The 17,303-nt window shown below is 38.3% G+C and carries 21 protein-coding genes; 1 reads left to right on the forward strand and 20 read right to left on the reverse strand.

Translation table 11 applies throughout. From position 1 onward, the window contains the following. Window positions 1-3 precede the first annotated feature (3 nt). From ACKP2L_RS05030 to ACKP2L_RS05120, 19 genes are all read right to left on the reverse strand, one after another. The gene (locus tag ACKP2L_RS05030) at window positions 4-1,086 is read right to left on the reverse strand and encodes a hypothetical protein (RefSeq protein ID WP_439424776.1); all 1,083 of its coding nucleotides are present in this window, start codon (window positions 1,084-1,086) and stop codon (window positions 4-6) included. Further along, window positions 1,083-2,735 (reverse strand): phage distal tail protein domain-containing protein, encoded by a 1,653-nt coding sequence (locus tag ACKP2L_RS05035; protein ID WP_439424777.1) that lies wholly within the window; start codon window positions 2,733-2,735, stop codon window positions 1,083-1,085. Before ACKP2L_RS05035 ends, ACKP2L_RS05030 begins: the two co-directional genes overlap by 4 nt. After that, window positions 2,735-6,406, reverse strand: coding sequence for a tape measure protein (locus ACKP2L_RS05040; RefSeq protein ID WP_439424778.1), 3,672 nt, complete (start codon window positions 6,404-6,406; stop codon window positions 2,735-2,737). Before ACKP2L_RS05040 ends, ACKP2L_RS05035 begins: the two co-directional genes overlap by 1 nt. 4 nt (window positions 6,407-6,410) lie before the next feature. Continuing rightward, on the reverse strand, window positions 6,411-6,557 hold the full coding sequence (locus ACKP2L_RS05045; RefSeq protein WP_439424779.1) for a hypothetical protein: 147 nt from the start codon (window positions 6,555-6,557) through the stop codon (window positions 6,411-6,413). 71 nt (window positions 6,558-6,628) lie between these two features. After that, window positions 6,629-6,985: a hypothetical protein gene (locus tag ACKP2L_RS05050; RefSeq protein WP_439424780.1), complete on the reverse strand. Its 357-nt coding sequence runs from the start codon at window positions 6,983-6,985 to the stop codon at window positions 6,629-6,631. A 101-nt stretch (window positions 6,986-7,086) separates the two neighbouring features. Continuing rightward, window positions 7,087-7,665, reverse strand: coding sequence for a major tail protein (locus tag ACKP2L_RS05055; RefSeq protein ID WP_439424781.1), 579 nt, complete (start codon window positions 7,663-7,665; stop codon window positions 7,087-7,089). A gap of 3 nt (window positions 7,666-7,668) precedes the next feature. Further along, window positions 7,669-7,998, reverse strand: a complete 330-nt coding sequence (locus ACKP2L_RS05060) for a hypothetical protein (protein WP_439424782.1) — start codon at window positions 7,996-7,998, stop codon at window positions 7,669-7,671. Next, window positions 7,995-8,384: an HK97 gp10 family phage protein gene (locus ACKP2L_RS05065; RefSeq protein ID WP_439424783.1), complete on the reverse strand. Its 390-nt coding sequence runs from the start codon at window positions 8,382-8,384 to the stop codon at window positions 7,995-7,997. Before ACKP2L_RS05065 ends, ACKP2L_RS05060 begins: the two co-directional genes overlap by 4 nt. After that, complete coding sequence (locus ACKP2L_RS05070; protein WP_439424784.1) at window positions 8,381-8,695, reverse strand: hypothetical protein; 315 nt, start codon at window positions 8,693-8,695, stop codon at window positions 8,381-8,383. Before ACKP2L_RS05070 ends, ACKP2L_RS05065 begins: the two co-directional genes overlap by 4 nt. Beyond that, complete coding sequence (locus ACKP2L_RS05075) at window positions 8,685-9,008, reverse strand: head-tail connector protein (RefSeq protein WP_439424785.1); 324 nt, start codon at window positions 9,006-9,008, stop codon at window positions 8,685-8,687. Before ACKP2L_RS05075 ends, ACKP2L_RS05070 begins: the two co-directional genes overlap by 11 nt. Window positions 9,009-9,059: 51 nt before the next feature. Continuing rightward, entirely contained in the window at window positions 9,060-10,244 is a 1,185-nt protein-coding gene (locus ACKP2L_RS05080; protein ID WP_439424786.1) for a phage major capsid protein, read from the reverse strand. 4 nt (window positions 10,245-10,248) lie between these two features. After that, window positions 10,249-10,809: an HK97 family phage prohead protease gene (locus tag ACKP2L_RS05085; RefSeq protein ID WP_439424787.1), complete on the reverse strand. Its 561-nt coding sequence runs from the start codon at window positions 10,807-10,809 to the stop codon at window positions 10,249-10,251. Continuing rightward, window positions 10,790-11,947, reverse strand: coding sequence for a phage portal protein (locus ACKP2L_RS05090; protein ID WP_439424788.1), 1,158 nt, complete (start codon window positions 11,945-11,947; stop codon window positions 10,790-10,792). The genes ACKP2L_RS05085 and ACKP2L_RS05090 overlap by 20 nt, the downstream gene beginning before the upstream one ends. Window positions 11,948-11,950: 3 nt before the next feature. Continuing rightward, complete coding sequence (locus ACKP2L_RS05095) at window positions 11,951-12,106, reverse strand: hypothetical protein (protein ID WP_439424789.1); 156 nt, start codon at window positions 12,104-12,106, stop codon at window positions 11,951-11,953. Further along, on the reverse strand, window positions 12,103-13,863 hold the full coding sequence (locus ACKP2L_RS05100; RefSeq protein ID WP_439424790.1) for a terminase large subunit: 1,761 nt from the start codon (window positions 13,861-13,863) through the stop codon (window positions 12,103-12,105). The genes ACKP2L_RS05095 and ACKP2L_RS05100 overlap by 4 nt, the downstream gene beginning before the upstream one ends. After that, window positions 13,860-14,207 carry a hypothetical protein gene (locus ACKP2L_RS05105; RefSeq protein WP_439424791.1) on the reverse strand — a complete coding sequence of 116 codons (348 nt, stop codon included), beginning with the start codon at window positions 14,205-14,207 and terminating at the stop codon, window positions 13,860-13,862. Before ACKP2L_RS05105 ends, ACKP2L_RS05100 begins: the two co-directional genes overlap by 4 nt. A 173-nt stretch (window positions 14,208-14,380) precedes the next feature. Next, window positions 14,381-14,650 carry an HNH endonuclease gene (locus tag ACKP2L_RS05110; protein WP_439424792.1) on the reverse strand — a complete coding sequence of 90 codons (270 nt, stop codon included), beginning with the start codon at window positions 14,648-14,650 and terminating at the stop codon, window positions 14,381-14,383. Between the two features lie 214 nt (window positions 14,651-14,864). Next, window positions 14,865-15,017 carry a hypothetical protein gene (locus ACKP2L_RS05115; RefSeq protein WP_439424793.1) on the reverse strand — a complete coding sequence of 51 codons (153 nt, stop codon included), beginning with the start codon at window positions 15,015-15,017 and terminating at the stop codon, window positions 14,865-14,867. Window positions 15,018-15,029: 12 nt separating this feature from the next. Continuing rightward, window positions 15,030-15,254 carry a hypothetical protein gene (locus tag ACKP2L_RS05120; protein WP_439424794.1) on the reverse strand — a complete coding sequence of 75 codons (225 nt, stop codon included), beginning with the start codon at window positions 15,252-15,254 and terminating at the stop codon, window positions 15,030-15,032. A gap of 200 nt (window positions 15,255-15,454) precedes the next feature. Here ACKP2L_RS05120 and ACKP2L_RS05125 point away from each other — a divergent pair, with 200 nt between their 5' ends. After that, window positions 15,455-16,042, forward strand: a complete 588-nt coding sequence (locus ACKP2L_RS05125; RefSeq protein ID WP_439424795.1) for a hypothetical protein — start codon at window positions 15,455-15,457, stop codon at window positions 16,040-16,042. Window positions 16,043-16,451: 409 nt separating this feature from the next. Here ACKP2L_RS05125 and ACKP2L_RS05130 read toward each other — a convergent pair whose 3' ends face one another. Then, a complete protein-coding gene (locus ACKP2L_RS05130) occupies window positions 16,452-17,279 on the reverse strand; it encodes a hypothetical protein (protein WP_439424796.1) in 828 nt (275 codons plus the stop codon). Window positions 17,280-17,303: the final 24 nt, after the last annotated feature.

Consider the following 17,303-nt stretch of genomic DNA (forward strand, 5'->3'; position numbering starts at 1 on the left):
TCCTTAATTGTTATTTCCGAATAAATCATTTATGCCAAAACGCAGATTGCCGAATTCAACGTGGATCAATTCCGTATCGCTGGATAAAGAAAAAGCACTCAATATCGACTTATATTGGGTGCCGTTATAGTAGATGTTTGCCTGTAAACCAAGTTTTAATTTTTCTAAAGGAAAGAAATTGTTGTTTAAGGGCATGTCGAATTGAATGTCATGGCTGTAAGCATTAGCTGTCAGCGTTGAATTGGCAATGCTATCATAGCTGGGATTATTAGTCTGTGTTTTGTCAAATAGCGATATTTGGACCTGAGTCGGCTGACTAACGTCGCTTGTCAAACTATTGATTACCGACCCTGATTTGGTCAGCCAATATCTGGCTAAGATAGTCGGCACTTCCATATTGGCACTAGCTTGGTCAACGATCCACAACTCGTTGTTGTAGCCACGCAACAGGCGACTATCGGCAACTTGCCAATTTTGAAAGGCATAAACATCATTTTTAAAATTCCAGGTATCAGTGACCTGATGGACGTCAAGATTTGGATAATAAAAAGGCATGCCATTAGCTATGCCTCGTATGAGTCCATTAACCCCTAAAACAACGTTGTGAAGTTTGAAGCCTCTGATTAAATAATCAATGAGGTTACAGGTGGAAACACCTTCTGAATTTGTTACTGCAAATACGGTACTGGTTGATGATGTTAAACCGCTAATGATTGTCCCTGCGTTACTTGAAAAGTATTTTTTCAGCATTGAGACAATGTGTAACTCATAGTTTGTACCTGAATAACTTTTGACAATGATTTCACCATTGAAAATGTTCCAGATATAGTTAGCTGTTAGTGTATCGACATTAGTTGTCTGATCACTATTAACTGTCGTTATTTGCCCATAGTAGATTAATTTGCCGCTATTGGCTATCTTAATGGCAATGTAATCACCAATCTGGGTGCTATTGCCATCATTCAAGCTAAAAGTCGAACTGGTGTTTGCCAGCGCATCCATGTGCAGGTCATAAACGAGTACAGGATAGATCCCACGAATAGTCAAATCGGGCTTAAAAATTGTTGCTTGTAAAGCTAGGCTCATACTAGTAGCCTCTCTTCTTTAAAAGTTATGTTTACGTTAGCCTGTTGGCCAACATAAAACAATGCCGTTGATTCTCCTTGTGGGATCTGCACGAAATTACTCTTGGTAAAATCTTGTAATTGACTTACATCTGAATATGAACCATCGGGATTATAGACTCTGGCATATTGGTCATCGGTATATGAGCTTACTAATAATTTTTGATTATCAGAAAGACTCAAACTAAAGGCGTCGGTAGCTATAATGATACCGTTTTGGACAACTGACCAGCTTGGATTAGTTGCTGGGCCATCTATTTCAATCAAACAAGGTGAACCTTTTTGCATGCCGAAATAATTTGAATCATTAACTAGTAACATTGATTTTTCATTAGCATTCTTAGTTGATTCGATATAAACATAATTGGCCAATCGTCCATATTGATCTGGAGTAACCAGCGCATTAAAAGTAAAGCTGTTGGAATTGATGGTCATCGTATAACTATCACCCGAGGGAATGCTTATAGACCATTTTGTCGGATCAACTGTATCAGAAATATAATCATTAAGCTGATTACCGGTATTTGTCATCGGTTCAGAAAAGAGGATTGTTCCTGTACCTAAATTTTCAAACCTTAATCTTAAGAAATTAGTTGATGAACTAGTCGGGATATATGAACCCTTTATTTGTATCCAGTTTCCAGTTGATGTGTTTGTTTGAACGAAATCTTCTTTTTCGGATCCAGTGTCATGACCAACTGTGCCGCCTCTTCCTTCAATATAAACATTTGCTGGTTGGCTTAAAGCTGAAGTTACTTTATACCAGACCGACCAATAGTAAGTTGAACCTAATTTCACGTCAAAATTGCCGGATACAGCAACCGAAGGACTCGTACTGGTCTTTTTAATCTGCAAAGCATTTTTGCCATTATGACCAGCTCCTGAAATTATAGAGGTGTTTGAATCGCCGGCATTCCAACCAAGCTGAGACGATGGCTGTAAGCCATTAAGCATTTCCGAATCAAGGATCAAGTTCGCATAGCCTAAATTGCTTTTATTGTATACGTTGCCATTTCTATTTCCAACGACCACTATAGATGATGGAGCTGAGATTTTTGTTGACAATTGATTAGTGCCGTCTTGATTGTCGTGTATTAAGACTGAATTTATGGTTCTGTCAGGATTAGTAGACGGCCTATTCAGCGAATATATTTTCCCGTAAGTCCCTAAATTAGGGTCAGGATCATAGCTTTTATAAATGGCTGTTTTGTTGTTATACCATGGATTGATAAATTCTAGTGTAAATTGTTCAGATAATAATCCAGCAGCACCTTGTGATGTATCCGATTTAGACAATTCTTTTAAATTACAATCTCTTAGCCAATTTCCTGCATCGGTATCATATTCTAGTGTGTAAGGCTGATAAGAAAGAAAACCAATAAAATCGGAAAACTTCTGATAGGTTTGAGATTTTACATTGGAAAACAAAATATTAGTTTGGAAATTACCTTGAGTTATTTTCGAGCCAGTTTTAACAAAATAATTTTGATACTGACTATAGGCATTCTCGAATGATAAGCCTAATCCTGTGGGGGAACTTGCAAAAAGAGTCTTAGATAAAAGGTTGACTGACTCGCCACGAGCATTAGTCAATATAAATTTTCTAATCATTAATTAACTCCCTTCGCCAAGGTGGTTCCAACTGTATTTGATATTTTATTTCTTAAAAAAAGATTTTTTTGAATCGCATCAACAATTTTAGACGACATCTTATTTATTCCATCTTCGGTCATGTCGTTAGTAGGATATACATTCACAGAAATATTTGGATTTCCTATGCCAGAAGCCTCTGTAATCCCCCTACCAATTTGAGCCAAAACACTCGGCGTCAAAGGCAAGGCTGCCTCATCGGCGTTTGGAGTATCTCCAATAATATTCATCCCCGTATTTGAAGCAAACATAGTTGGTTTGGTAAATACAGCACCATGAGCAAATCGTTTAGTTCCGGATGGACCCCACCCGCCAGGTACACTGATATCAGCTAGCCAATTGCTGTCATTAAACATAGCAACTAGTTGTGCATATCCTGAGGACAAGTTAGCAGAAATACCCTTAGGGACCCAATAACTTAAGGTGGGCTGGATATATTGCAATAATCCTTTAGATGGTGTCCCTTTAGCAGCATTTGAATCCCAATTATTCGTAATATTGGGATCACCGCCTGATTCCTGATTTATACGATGCAAAATAGCGTTCATACCAGCAGTCGTTAAGTGAACGTTCATTTTATCGGCAGTTTTTTTAATGGTATCTTTCCAACGATCCACTCCGGCACCGCCTGGGTTATTTGCCGAATCTTCAGAATCATGCTTCTTTTTAAATGATTGAAGTAACTCTTTAAAGGGCTCAGCGATCCCATTGATCAAACCATGACCAAGCGAGTCAGCTAACCCAGACACCAATTCAGAAGCACCGTTAGCTTTATCTAAAAATGGCGAAATAATACCGTTTAATGCACTAAGCGGATTAGAGATGAATTTAACGATCGAATCCCATTTATCTTTGATCCAATTTCCGATTCCAGCTATCCAGCCGAATGTGCCACCGGCAAAATGGTTTATCGAATTGCCAAACATTTCTTTTGAAGCCTGATAAGGTATAACTTGTTCGCCGCCTTCAAAATCAACTAATTGATTAGCACCCTTCAATACATGAATATTATTTCGATTGTCAATGATAGCTTCTTGACCGCCGCCATCATTAACCATAGCAAGCCCTTTAGGAGCTCCATCAGTTCCATCGGCAAATCTCCTAATGTGAGTAAGCAGACTAATAGTATGCTTTTTGCCGCCAAAAGCATGGATCACATCATCGATCGCTCCGATACCGCCGTTTATGATATCGATGACACCGTTCATAGCATCGCGTACAGTGTTTTTGATGCCTTGCCAAATACCTCCAAAAAAGTCCGATATACCTTGCCACATAGAATGCCACACTCCGCTGACACCATTCAAAAAGCCTCTTATTCCTCCGGATATCCAATTCCATCCGCCGGAAGCAATCGACTTCAAAGCTCCCCAAATGCCGCCAAAAAAACCTGATATACCATTCCATATAGATCTGAAGGTGCCGCCGATGCCTCGAAAAACACCTCCCATAACAGAAGAGATCCAATTCCAAGCTGAAGAACCAATGTTTTTTATAGCATTCCAGATACCGCCAAAAAATGAACTGATACCACTCCAAATGCCACGAAACGTGTTTCCAACTCCGCTAAATACTCCTCTCATCGTTGAAGAGATCCAATTCCAAGCACTTGAACCGATAGTTTTAATCGAATTCCAATTATTAGAAAAGAATTTAGCTATGCCGTTCCAAAGGTTGACAAAAAAGTTTTTAATACCATTCCAAGCATTTTTTAACCAATTGATGAAATCAGACCATATTTTTCGTCCTGTTTTTGTTTGAGTAAAGAACCAGATCAAGGCACCAACTAAGGCAGCGATCGCCGATACGACCGCAATAATAATATTTGCCTTCATGGCGAGATTAAGAGCCCTTTGCTGGATAACAGCAGCTTTATCTGCATTCGAGGTAGCCATAAGACCAACCCGCAAAGCAGTAAACCCTTTGGCCAAAGAATTTATCCCTGAAAAAATTTTTGAAGTAACAAAATAAAGTACAAGCAGTCTGCCTAATTCTTGTAAGGCATTTTTATGAGATGCAATACTCCCTAAAGCATTAGCTAATCCTTGAGAATTCTTTTTTGCACTGCCAAACATCGAAAATGGTGCTAATAAAAGTTTTAGACCGCTTATGATACCTGAAAAAATCCCAGAACCGATTGATTTAAAGATCGATATAGTACTAGAAAGGCCCTTAAAAAAGTTAACGATCGTCTGGGCATGACTTGCCACCATGTTAGCAGCATTCGTTATCGCTCTAGATAGACTGTCAAAGATACCATTAGCTTGATCGGCAAATGATTTTTGACCAAATATCTTAGAAAAAGCCTGGGTGATCGTAGTAGTAGCCGTGCCGATAGTCTTGCCAAGTTTTTTAAACTCATTATCGGTATTCTTATCGGACACCCACTTAGAAATAGCTGAATATAGTGGATTTTTAGCAGTTAGGATCGGCTGTTCTGCGTCTCCCAGTAATGCCGGAATACGAGCTTTGATAGTTCGTTCCATTCCGTACATAGTCGACATCATATTTGAAGCAGCTTTGTCATATTTGCCCGAGCCTAATTGATTAAAAACATTTTCGATATCAGTAGCAGATATCTTGCCTTGTTTGGCCATTGCAGTCAGGTCGGCCGTCGTGATATTTGAACTATGGTGGATCTGATTTTCATACTTGGCTAAATTTTCTCGAAACATCGGAAAATATTGAGAGATCTGATTAAGCATGCCGGCATTAGCTTTGCCTCGAGATAAGCCATTGACCATATCTTGTGTGACTGCTTGGATCTGGTCAGAATTCAAACCGACAGCATCAGCCATATTCAGCATTGAAGCAGTTAGATCATCCGATTCCTTTTTGCTGGAATGCAAGTGATAAAATCCCTGTTCCAATTCATTAACGGTATCAGTAGATTGACCTGTTTTAACAGATAAGTCGTTAATGGTCTTGACCATTGCAGAAGCTGCGCCATCCGACCCGGTCAAAGTAAGCCAGGTAGCCTGCATTTTCTGCTGAGCAACGTCATATTCAAAACCAGCTCCTGCCATTTCTTTAAAAGCATTTTTGAAAGTACTAGACAAACTAGTTACAGCGTTACTTAAAGTCGTCCCGACAAAAGACCCTTTAATAATGTCCCCCAAATTTCTAGAAGACTTACCCGCTTCATCTGCACTTGCCCTGACCCTTTTAAAAGAAGAGCTCAGCTCATTTCCACCAGAACTAGCGTTTTTTAATTGGCTGAATGAATCTTTGATCCTGTTAACGGCTCCATTAAGTCCGCTAGTAGTTGACTGAACACTTTTTAATTGTTCCTGATAATTCCTTAATTTGCTATTAGTTTCAACTACTTCACGCTGAAAAGCTCGATACTGATCAGCTCCGATCTTGCCGTCTTTGAATTGACGATCAACTTGTGATTGAGCATCTCTTAAAGTCCCGAGCTTGTTTTTTAAGGAATCGACAGTTTTAGTCAAAACGTCAGCTTTTTGTGAAGCCAAAGTAAAACTATCGGGATTGAATTTCAAGTCCCGATTTAAAGTTTTTAATTCACTTTGTGTGCTTCTAACAGAACTATTAACATCTTTTAAAGCATTATTAAGACCAGTCGTATCACCATTGATTTCAATAGTAATGCCTCTTATAGAACCTGCCATTTACTCACCCAAATAAGGCATCTATCTTTGCCTGTTTATCCTTTCCGCTCGTTTGATCGCTTTTTTGTGATTTAGTTTCTTGATTGACGTATTCGGTGATGAAATCCATTACTGGACCGATATCCATCATCTTTAGTTCTTCAAAGGACAAGCCCACTTTCTTAATGACATAGAGATAACTCTCGAGATCGAAAGCTTCATCCGAGCGCTGCTCATCCTTTATTATTTTTTTGAAGTCTTAAGTGAACTCATGATAAGATCTAAAACATCTTCTGCAAAATCCAAGACTGCAAAATTCTGAAATTTTCTTAACCAATCTTCAAATTTTGGAATCGTTCCATCGGCATTTTTTGCATAAGCCCAAAGAAAATTGACAATATTTGTTAATGCACCAGACTTCATAAGGCTGATGACCATTTGCTGATCACTTTTGCTTTTTCCAGTTCCCGAAACTGCTTCGATCATCGTGCCGACATCGGCAAAATAATCTCTACCAAATGCATTTTTATAAATTATCGGGGTAACACCGCTCGATAATAATTTAATTTCTTTTCCATCGATCGATACTGTTTTTTCCATTTCTTCTCCTTTTTTGAGCATTAAAAAAGATGCTCTTAACGGCTGCCTAGTGGAGAATGGCTAAACAGCCTTTAAGAACACCCTTTCGGATGTTTGTTTGATTATTGACCAGCTGGTGTAGATGTCGTTGGTGTCAAAATTGACGAAGCCCAGGTTTGTACATCTTGATCAGTTGCCGGTCCCCAAGTTTTTACTTGATGGTTATAATCTGGTACAGAGTTGAAATCCAATTCCGGGTTGTTGAAGGTTATCTTGTCTTCTTTTGACTGTGTTTTAACATCTGGCCGTGCCGATACCGAACAATTAAATAAGATCATTCGTCTGTTTTGCGAATCACCTTTGACTTCAAAAGCCATTCCAAATGGAGACATTATCGCGTCGTCTCTTTCAACGTGATTTCCATTCGTATCAACTTTTTCGTCTAAGATCTGTTCACGAAAAGCATCTGATAGATCAGCCATCGTCAACTTACCGGAATATCCTTGGTTGTTTGACAGATTTATATACAGACCATCATCGGCATATAATTGAGCCGCTGTTCCTTCGGCACTTAATTGCAACTCAACTGCACCTTTATAAGCAAAGGGTGATGAATACGTTATTTTAGAACCATCATCAGTAGCCGGGAAAATAACAACGTTTTTCAAACCGAAAGTTGTTTTATTTGTTGTAGCCGTCATACATTACTCCTTAAATAATTTAATTTGATAAACTGCCATTTCCATCCCCTCTTCATCGATATAGGTATCACCTATATAATTCCAAGGAATATCATTAGCATCAAAAAACGTCTCGATAGAAGCTTGAGACGCTAGATCTTTTTTATTTGAATAGAATTCAAACCGCACTGCGGTAATTTTTAAATAATGACTATCATCAGCATATTGGTCATCACTATCAACCTGCAGATAAAGACAATATGGAAGCTCTGGAGGACTGCCGTTCCAGCTGAGATAGTGGATAGGCAGAGCAGTTGAGTTTTTAAATGCAGTTAAAAAATCCTCGAAAGTCAATTGCCTAGCTCCTTTTTAACTTCATCTTCAAAAGCTTTTTTAGTCCAATCTTCAACTGGTTCAATATGCGGGAAAGCTTTTGTTCGCCCACCGTTTTTTGTTGCATGACCAAATTCAAGCAGATGAGTCAATTGGTAATTCTTGCGATTGTGAACGACATAACCGTTTCTTTGCCTAGTAAAAGTCCAATCCTTGGTATATTTACCGGATCTCTCTTTATAACCGCCGCCTTGTTTTAATCTATTGGTTGCACTTTTTGCGATACTAAGCTCGCTTTTAACTAATTTTTCTTCAACTTCAGTCGTATATGCTTGCAGATCCTGGCTGATCGCTGCAGCGATATCGTTTACCGAAACAGCTCCTTTGATGTCAGTACTTCGACTCATTTTTTGCCTACTTTCTCTTCAACAAATAAGTTGAGTTTGTCACCTACTCCTGAAGTTCGATAGATAAAATAACGTTTGCCTTGATACAAAGCGATAGTTTCTCCAGCATATTCAAAAGAATAAATACGAAATGTGTAACTGGCTTTAATACCATTTACACCAGCTGCATTGAACTCATCACGACCGGCAGTAAATACGTCGGCATAGATCTGTCTTTTATGACTCAGATCATCGATGACCGAATCACCGTTTATCGGATCGCTTTGAGTTATTTGAGGGACTAAAGTAATCAGATCACTGTTATACGCCATCAGAATCCTCCAGCTTGGTCAAACTATATTGGCTCTTTAAAGAAAGCTCGCTTGCAAGTTCTTGATAAGAAGACCAATATTTTTCTGAATCTTGATTGTTCAAACCAAACCTTGCTCGGCAATAAAGAATAATCGCTTGTTTGATCAAGGGGCTTGAACCATAGACAATAGTTTTATCTACTGATTGATCAACATACAGATCGTTTCTTGCGGCTGAGATAAGATCAATGATTTCTTGGTTTATGCCGTCATCAGTCGTTGATACTCGTAAATTTTTCTTAACTTGGTCTAAAAAAGGATCATCTGCCATCATTTGCCTTTCTAAAGGACTTTTCACCCTTTTGCATGGTTAGGCCATGTCCGATTAGTGACCAGCTGGTGCTGTTTCTGTGTGAGTAATGAAGAAACCAGAAGCAGAGTCGGCAGTTGCAGCACCAGTCCGCAAAGCACCCATTAATTTCTGCTCATAATTTTCATTGGTGACCCAATTTACATAAGTTTCCTTACGCAAAGGCATCAAGACTCCACGATAAAGATCACCGATAAAGGCGTTCTCTTCACCTGATGCGCCAAGCAAAGTATCAGAGACCGGCAATACTGGTAGACCAAGCACAACTTTTCCAGAAGGTGAAGTGATCGAATCTTGTAGAAGATAGCGCCCGTTGCCATCTTTTAAAGTATCCAAGTACTGATAGAAAGATTGAGAAGCGATCAAAGACTTGTTATAGGCTGGGTCCAAAGAAACATTGATGATCTTTTTGATGTCATCTAATGAAGCGACTGTTTGGGCTGTAAAAGCCTTCAATTGGGCAGCGATCAAAAAGTTTTTGGTATTCAAAGTTAATTCGTGCAACTGAGCATTGATATCTCCAGTCAAATCGATAGCTGAATCATCAATGGCTTCTTGAGAAATGTCTAATTCACCACGATAAGTATCAACAGACCAGGGGATCGGTGAATAACTTGCAGCTTTAAGTTTTGGATTATCAGCCAATTCAGCCGCTGTATACATACGATCAGTGACTTTAGACCGAACCGGATACTTTCCCGAAGCTGTTGTCGCCTGAAAAGTATGAACGTATTGAGACAGGTCTACGACTGTATTAGGTGTATCTTGTGGTTGAAAAGAAATATCTTCAGGGATCAACAAACCGAGATCTGCTGATACCACTTGGCCATCAGCACGAACTTCTCGGCCACGGGAATGAACATATGCATTGACTAAAGCACGATGTTCTTTTTTAACATCAGGCTGTTGGCCATTGTCTATCTTGTGACCTTGAGATTTATTTATTTTTCTTTGTTCCTCTTCTTGTTTTTCCTTTAGTGCTCGGGCTTCTTTATCTGGATCCTCCGGTTTTTGCCTTGACTCGGTCAGCTCTTCTGCGTCAGCTAACTTTTGCAAATCAGCTATTTTTGTCTTACGCGATTCAACATCTTTCATAAGCTCTTCTGCGTTCTCTTTACCATCTGCGACTGCAGAACGAGCTTCCTGAATCTTTGCTTTTAATTCAGATTTTGCTTTTTTAATCTGTTCTTTAATATTCATTGAATTAAAACTCCTGATTTTCTATTTCTGTCAATCGCAGAAGGTTCAAAAACTTCTGCGAGTTGGACTTACGCACTTTGTTGCGTGCTGCCAAAGCCACCGATGTATCCGGATAAGCCGGTATCGGGGTGATACTTCCTTCAAACAACTGATCTATTTTTAAGATCGTTCGAGAATCACCCGTGCCGTTATAGCTCCAATCATCTTCTGCGACTGTAAAACCAAACGAACAGCCCTTTAAATTGCCGTTACGAATGTTCTCTAAAGTATCGTTCCCTAGAGTTGTTTCGGGCATCTGTGCCGAAAAGAAAAGCCCTCGATCATCAACTGAGAGCTTTAAAGTATTGGAATCGACCCGAGCCAAGATATTGCCAGAGTCATGATTATATAAAAGCTGAACTTGACTCATATCCACTCCGTCAAAGGCATGTGGATCGACTCTTTCTGTAAAACCGATATCAACTGAAGGGGTATTGAAAACAACGATATAGCCACTTATTTCTCGACTATTATCTGCCACCCTGAATTCGATAGCATTTCGTGTTTCAACTTGTTTTTGAAGCATTTTTTACGACCTTTCCAGCACCTTGCGGTGCTATGTTCAATTCCTTTGCCTGATCCAATAGATTTTGCGTTACTAAATCAGAAGGACTTTCTTTTAATATCAAAATGGCGAATTCTGGACTGATCGTCCCGGAATTAACTAAGTTATTAACACGTCCCTCTGTAACTGAACCATCTAAATCGATAGCATCTCGTACATCAGCAAAAACTTGTACTCCGAATTTATTGCCTATTTCGGATATCGGGACTTGCAGATATCTTCCTAAAGTCGAATTATATTGACCTCTGACTTGCTCTGAATTGCTATGCTCAGATTCGTTACCAGCATAATCAGGCGGCAACATAAAAGCTTTGGCGATCTGGGTACTGGCAAAACTGACCGAATTAAGAAGTCCGGAAATATTGGCACTGACTTCTAGTGGCTTATAGGTCACCAACTCATCAGTCACGATGACTCGTCCGGCATTATCACCAGTCTGAGCATCTTCAAAGGCCGACCGAACGGCACTTTTTTCATCTTTATCCATTTTTCCCTTGGCCACATGCAATTCAGCAGATGGGTTAGCTGCTTGATTAGAAGCATTGATAGCCAATGAATTAGTCATATCTTTTAATTGGATCTCAGAGCTCAAGGCCGATAACGGCGACCTGCCAATCGTTCCGCCGTTGATGCCCAACCAGCGAAGGTGGATCATCTGCGAAGCCGGCAGTTTGGCAATGTCTTTTTCTTGACTGCCGTCAAAACGTACCGAATAATAAATTATCTGGCCATCTTCCGTTTTATAAATATCAACGTGACTGGGATCAACGAATTCCAACCAACTATTATCTCTAATGACTGCATAAGCGTTGCCCGAAAGTAACATCTGAGCATACATCGAACGCCAAAAAGAATAAGGATCAGTCAATGGTGTTGGATCAAGCAACAGCTTATCAAAACGCGGTTTTCCGGTAGTCAATTTTGCTCTGGCCAGATCAGCACTGATAATATTGACCGCTGCCCAGACATCAGAATTCTTGATAGCTTTTTCAGCCGGATAATAAGTATCAGATATCACTAGTTGCCCATTTTGAAAATAAATCCCAGAAGAACCAGTCGTTAATATTCGATCACGTCTTTCTTTTTTTGCAAAGAACATGGCTTACTCCTTTCCTAGAAAATAGCTGAGCAGTATCAACGAACCGCCCAGCACCAAACCGCCTATCAATGGTTGGAACAAAAAAGCAGTCACATCAATGACTGCTAGGCCTAATACCGAAAGAAGGTTACTTAAATTGTCTCGATTCAATAATTTCAAAATGAAAAATCCTTCATCAAAAAGTCGTGTTTTTGTTTATCAGTCATTCTTGCTAATTCAGCACTTGGATCTTCTTCGTTGAAGTCTTGAAAATGATATTGTGCCTGATAAAAAGCATCGACGATCGCATCGACAACATCTATTTTCAAAGTCCCCTTGCTCTTATCTACTTTGATCCCATTATTGCCGTCAGTTGTGATCATGGCATTGACTAAAGAAGTTTGCATCATCGGATCCTTAAGGTGGGTAATGCTGCCTTCGATCAAGCCCCGCTGCAAAAACTTCGTTGGATCATTCAAAGAAATCGCTCCTTGCCGTACAGGTATCATCAACCAACCGGCACTTTCTTCGATTGTTTTGACTAGAGCTGTATTGTGGAATTTATCATAAAGAAAGCCAAGGACATTAAGATCATATTTACTGACAAAATCCATCAGCCATTCAAACTCATCGTCTTCATTAATCAAGCCTTTAATGTGTTTAGTTATCGAAGCGAAGCCTAAGCTTTCCATACGCCGATAATTTATTCCATCTTGATTTTCTTTTGCCTCGATACTGCCGGCTTTTTGCCAAGGAATAAACGAATGCTCATAAATAAAGAATTTTGATTCATCGTAAGGAAAAACAAAGGCAAAAGCTGAGTCATCTGAAACCATTGAATTATCAAGACCGATATAAACCGATCTTTTATTAAAATCGAAATCAGATATCTCTGTCCGTTCGATATCTTCTAAATCAAAAGCATTGTCGGCTTTGGCGTTAAGCCATAAATTCATATTTTTTACCAGAAAATCATTCAATTTTCCCTGGTGCATTTTAGTATCACGTTCAGAAACAAGCCCATTCATCAATTTATTATGAGTTGAAGGCAAGTCTAACAGCGGATTGCTTTTCGCCCAAGTTTCCGGTTTAAAAACTTCATTTTTATCGTCTTGAGCAAAAACGGCTAAGAAATAATCATCGAGCTTTCTATCGTTTTTCTGGATGATACTTTTCATCATCTCGATGTCTTCGCGCAAAGGAACGTTTGGGTCAGGATAAGCAGTCGATATCATCAAAAACAAAGCGTTCTCGTTTTTAACAGTTCCAGAAGTTATCTTGTTAAAAGCCTCTCGGTCCTTTTGGTCGCCCGCTTCATCGAAGACAGCAAGCGAGATGTGATATCCATCGAATTTACCGCCGTCAGCTGAGATCCGTACGATTTGGTTCTTTGTCTTGTTATTGAAGATATCCATAAAACGTGGGGTGATATCTTTAGCTAATTCAGAAAACGTTCCTGACAATAACTGTTCGCTGGTCCCTTTGGTATAGTTGAATAATTTCTTCGTTTGATCAGTCGTATTAGCCGACAAAATCACATCCTGGTTACCCTTGTTTCTACCCTCGATAAAAAATGAATAACAAGCAAGCACTGACGCCAGATAAGTCTTTCCTTGTCCTCGGCCCATTGAAACAATCCCGTTGCGAAAGCGTCTTCCCTTTGTATTGGTATTACGCCACCCGATCAAACTGCCAAGGATAAATATCTGCCAAGGCATTAAAGGTAGTGGTTTTTGTGTGTCTGGATCAGGAACCAAAGAAGCAAACATCAAAAGCCCTTTGACGATTTCCGGTTCAAATTTATAAGGAAATTTGTCATCCCCTTGTCTCTTTAAATCATTAAGATGTCTTTGACAGACCAATTTCATCAATTTTCCTGCAATTTGTCTGCCGGAAACAACATCTCTTGCATATTTAGTTACCGGGTCAGTTCTCATTTGCCAGCCATCCTATCTAAAAGCTTCTTTGTATCTTTGCTGTCTTTGGGCTTTTTTTCAGTCGGATAAAGCTTAACGATCTGGTCAATAAGTGCTGACCATTTTGGCAGCAGACTTATATATTGCTTTTGGGCTGGATTAGCGATCGGCGCCCCATTACCCGCCTTTACGATCGTGCCGTTTTCTTTAATGTTGTCCTTTAATTCATTCAAATCAGTCGCAACGAAGGCTAATTCATGAACAAGTTCGTTTGAAACGGCTTTTTTATCGCCAGTCAGACCAGCAAAGACTTTTTTTAGTTGTTTTTCGAATATTTTTTCTTTGTTTTCAAACTCTTTTTTCACAAATTGACCCCCTAAATTTCAAAAAAATCGTTTTTTACGTAAAAGGCCATCTGTTACGCCGGTCTCCCCTCAGATGCACATAGGGGGGCTATTTCACAAACTCAGGCGTTAAAACAGCCAAGCCTTTAATTTTTTTGTATGTCACATTGATATGAACTAATCAACGGCAAAATTTATCTTTTAAATTCAAAAAGTTTTTTGATCAAAGCTATGTCATCGACTTCAACAGCATCTTCATTTAGTCGATTGCCTTGACCGGTGCCGTAATACTCCTGCTCCCATTTAGTCTTCTTATGATGACATTCTCGACAGCAGATGACCAGATTGTCTTTAGCTGTTACCAGCTTAGGATCAAATTGAGCAGGCACGATATGATCACAGGTATTGCCAGGTGTAACAAGACCATCAACTAAACAGTATTGGCATAGTCCTCGGTCACGCATCAAGATTTCTTTTCTTAATATCTGCCACTGCTTTGAGTGATAGAACTTGATACGACTGTCACTTGATCTTTTAATGTCATATAGCTTCTGTTTGAACCTGTAGCTATGATCATGGCGATGCTGATCAAGGGGATGAAGAAATGCGTGTATAGAACAGTATTGAATTCCCTTAGCAACTAATCGATGGCAACCGTGTTCGTAACATTGATGGTACTCAACCACGCTTTGTTCTTAGCTCCTTGACTGTTCTATTTGTTTGGCTTAAAGCAATAGATACCAAGGCATAAGCAGAGGCCTTATCATAATAGTTATCTTCTAATGCTTGTTCAGCTAGTTTTAAATATTGTTTTTGTTTCGGCAATGACACTGTTTTGTCTCCTTATAGATATGGTCTTTTTATCGTCTTATACTCATATCCCATAGCATGTTCATCCAAAAACATTTCGGCATCTGAATATTTAAAAAAACACCTTGCTTTACTTAAGCTTGGTGTTTTATTGATATGTGTTTTAAAGGCACTCATGACATATTGCCAAGTCGGTATAAACACGATTATAAAGGTACCTGTTATATCGCCATGATCTCTTCCGTATCTATCAACCATAATCATGGGAAAACTCGATTATTAAATTGTTCTTTAGCATTTTCATAGTAAAAATATGATATGTAAATATAAGCGAGACAAGAATTTACTTTTATAACTGCGTATTACATAAAATAAGTTATGATACCTCAATATTCACAATTAGCAATAAAATTAGCGATTATAATAATAGTATTAATGTATTTTTTGAGGAGCAAAATATGAATTGGATTGCCTTAATTACTGCTATATCAGCTGGTTTATCGGCGTTAATATCTGCTATTTCACTATGGAGATCATATAAAATCCAGTTTGCCGAATCCCGACCGTATTTAGGAGCATTTCTAGTAACGGTAGAAAATTCAAAAATGACAGCAGCTCAATATTTAACAATTAAAAATTTTGGGAAAACATCTGCCACCATCAAAGAAATAAAGTTATCAAAAGAAGCAAAAGATATTGAAAATTTAATTCCTACTGCAGATAGATTCGAAAGTCTAAAAAATTTTGTATTAGCACCAGGACAAAAAGTTTCATTTATGACTTATAAACTCGAGCAGCTTCCTCAAAAGAAAGAGCACAATACACCTAAACATAAGCAAACAGATATTACCATTTCTTATATTGACGATTTAAATAAACTCTTTATTTATAAAGGTAAACTAAATTTTAGATTCGGTGAAACTGAGGGATACTTCACGAATAAATATAACTTTGGAATCCAAAAGACTTCTAGAATATTAGCAGATGAACAAATAGCTGGAAACTTGGAAAATATAAGAAATAGTATAGATAAGTTACAAAATTGATAAATTATTTTCGATCTACTAATTTTTTGCTGAATTTCTTAATAATAAAAGTATTTAGCCGATTAGCCAATATTTAAATGTAATAAATTTCCTTGGGCTTATCGGGATAATACTCTATGATTTCCATAAACTTATGAGCCATCGTCAAACCCATTTTGTAATTCCACGAATTTCCTTTAACTGGCGTCGGAAACTGCCGAAACATTAATCCGTTCATATCTTCATTCCTTAAATAATGAAGATGACCCGAATGTGATTCGGCCCACTTTGCCTTGGTGTAAACATCTTTGAATTCGACAGGAAATAAAACAGGTATCTTTTTCTCTGAGACATCCCCATGGCTGATAACGATTCCAACGTTATCTAACAGATAAGCGTTTCGATAGCCATTATTTATGTCAATGTCAGCTTAGGGAAACCTTTGTTTAATGGCCCACTGAAACATATAACTTTCATCAAAATCATGATTCCCTCCTACATATTTCATAGCAAAATTAGTGGAATGTTTTATACTAAATTGAATCAAATCAAAAATAAACTTGCTTGCGTCCTCAACTGCCTGTGGCATATTACCATCTTCTAATTGAGTACCCTTTACTGTTTCTTCACTATTGATCTTATCTGAATCAAATAGATCGCCTAATTGTTCAATGACAATCGTTTTATAACCCTTAACTACTATCTGTTTAATGCCCTTAAGGTACGGGAGATATTCCTCGTAAGTCATTTCAGAGAAATGTAAGTCTACTAAGGGGATGACGAGATTAGTCTTAAAAGATGGCTGGGATTCTTGTCTAATATGGACCGGCTCAATATTTTTGTTGAACAAATAAATAATTTCATCAATAGATAAACCAGATTTATTTCTTGGTTTAGCTGATAATTTAACTTGATGGTTCCAATACTTATCACCATCTTTATTAGTGACCGACCAATCGTTATTGGTAATGTTAGATACTTGCCAATCTTTGATATCGTATCCAGCAAACTTTAAGATATCTTCCGGAGATTTATTCGATCGTTTTCGAAAATCTTCAAATTTAATATCAAAATCAATCGAAGTAATATTTCCATTATCATCAACAGACTTTTTTGCAGTGACAAACTCCTTAGCTTTGCTATTATTTTCCTTAATACGTGGCTGCCTGATTAAGTTCTTGTATTCTCCTCTTTGAAAACTTAAAACAGCGTGATTAACAGAACTAATGGAAAAATCTGAATGAAAATCTTTATTCAATTGTTTTGTTATTTCTGGATAAAA

The sequence above is a fragment of the Oenococcus alcoholitolerans genome (assembly GCF_051852995.1).
GTDB classification, from domain to species: Bacteria; Bacillota; Bacilli; order Lactobacillales; family Lactobacillaceae; genus Oenococcus; species Oenococcus alcoholitolerans.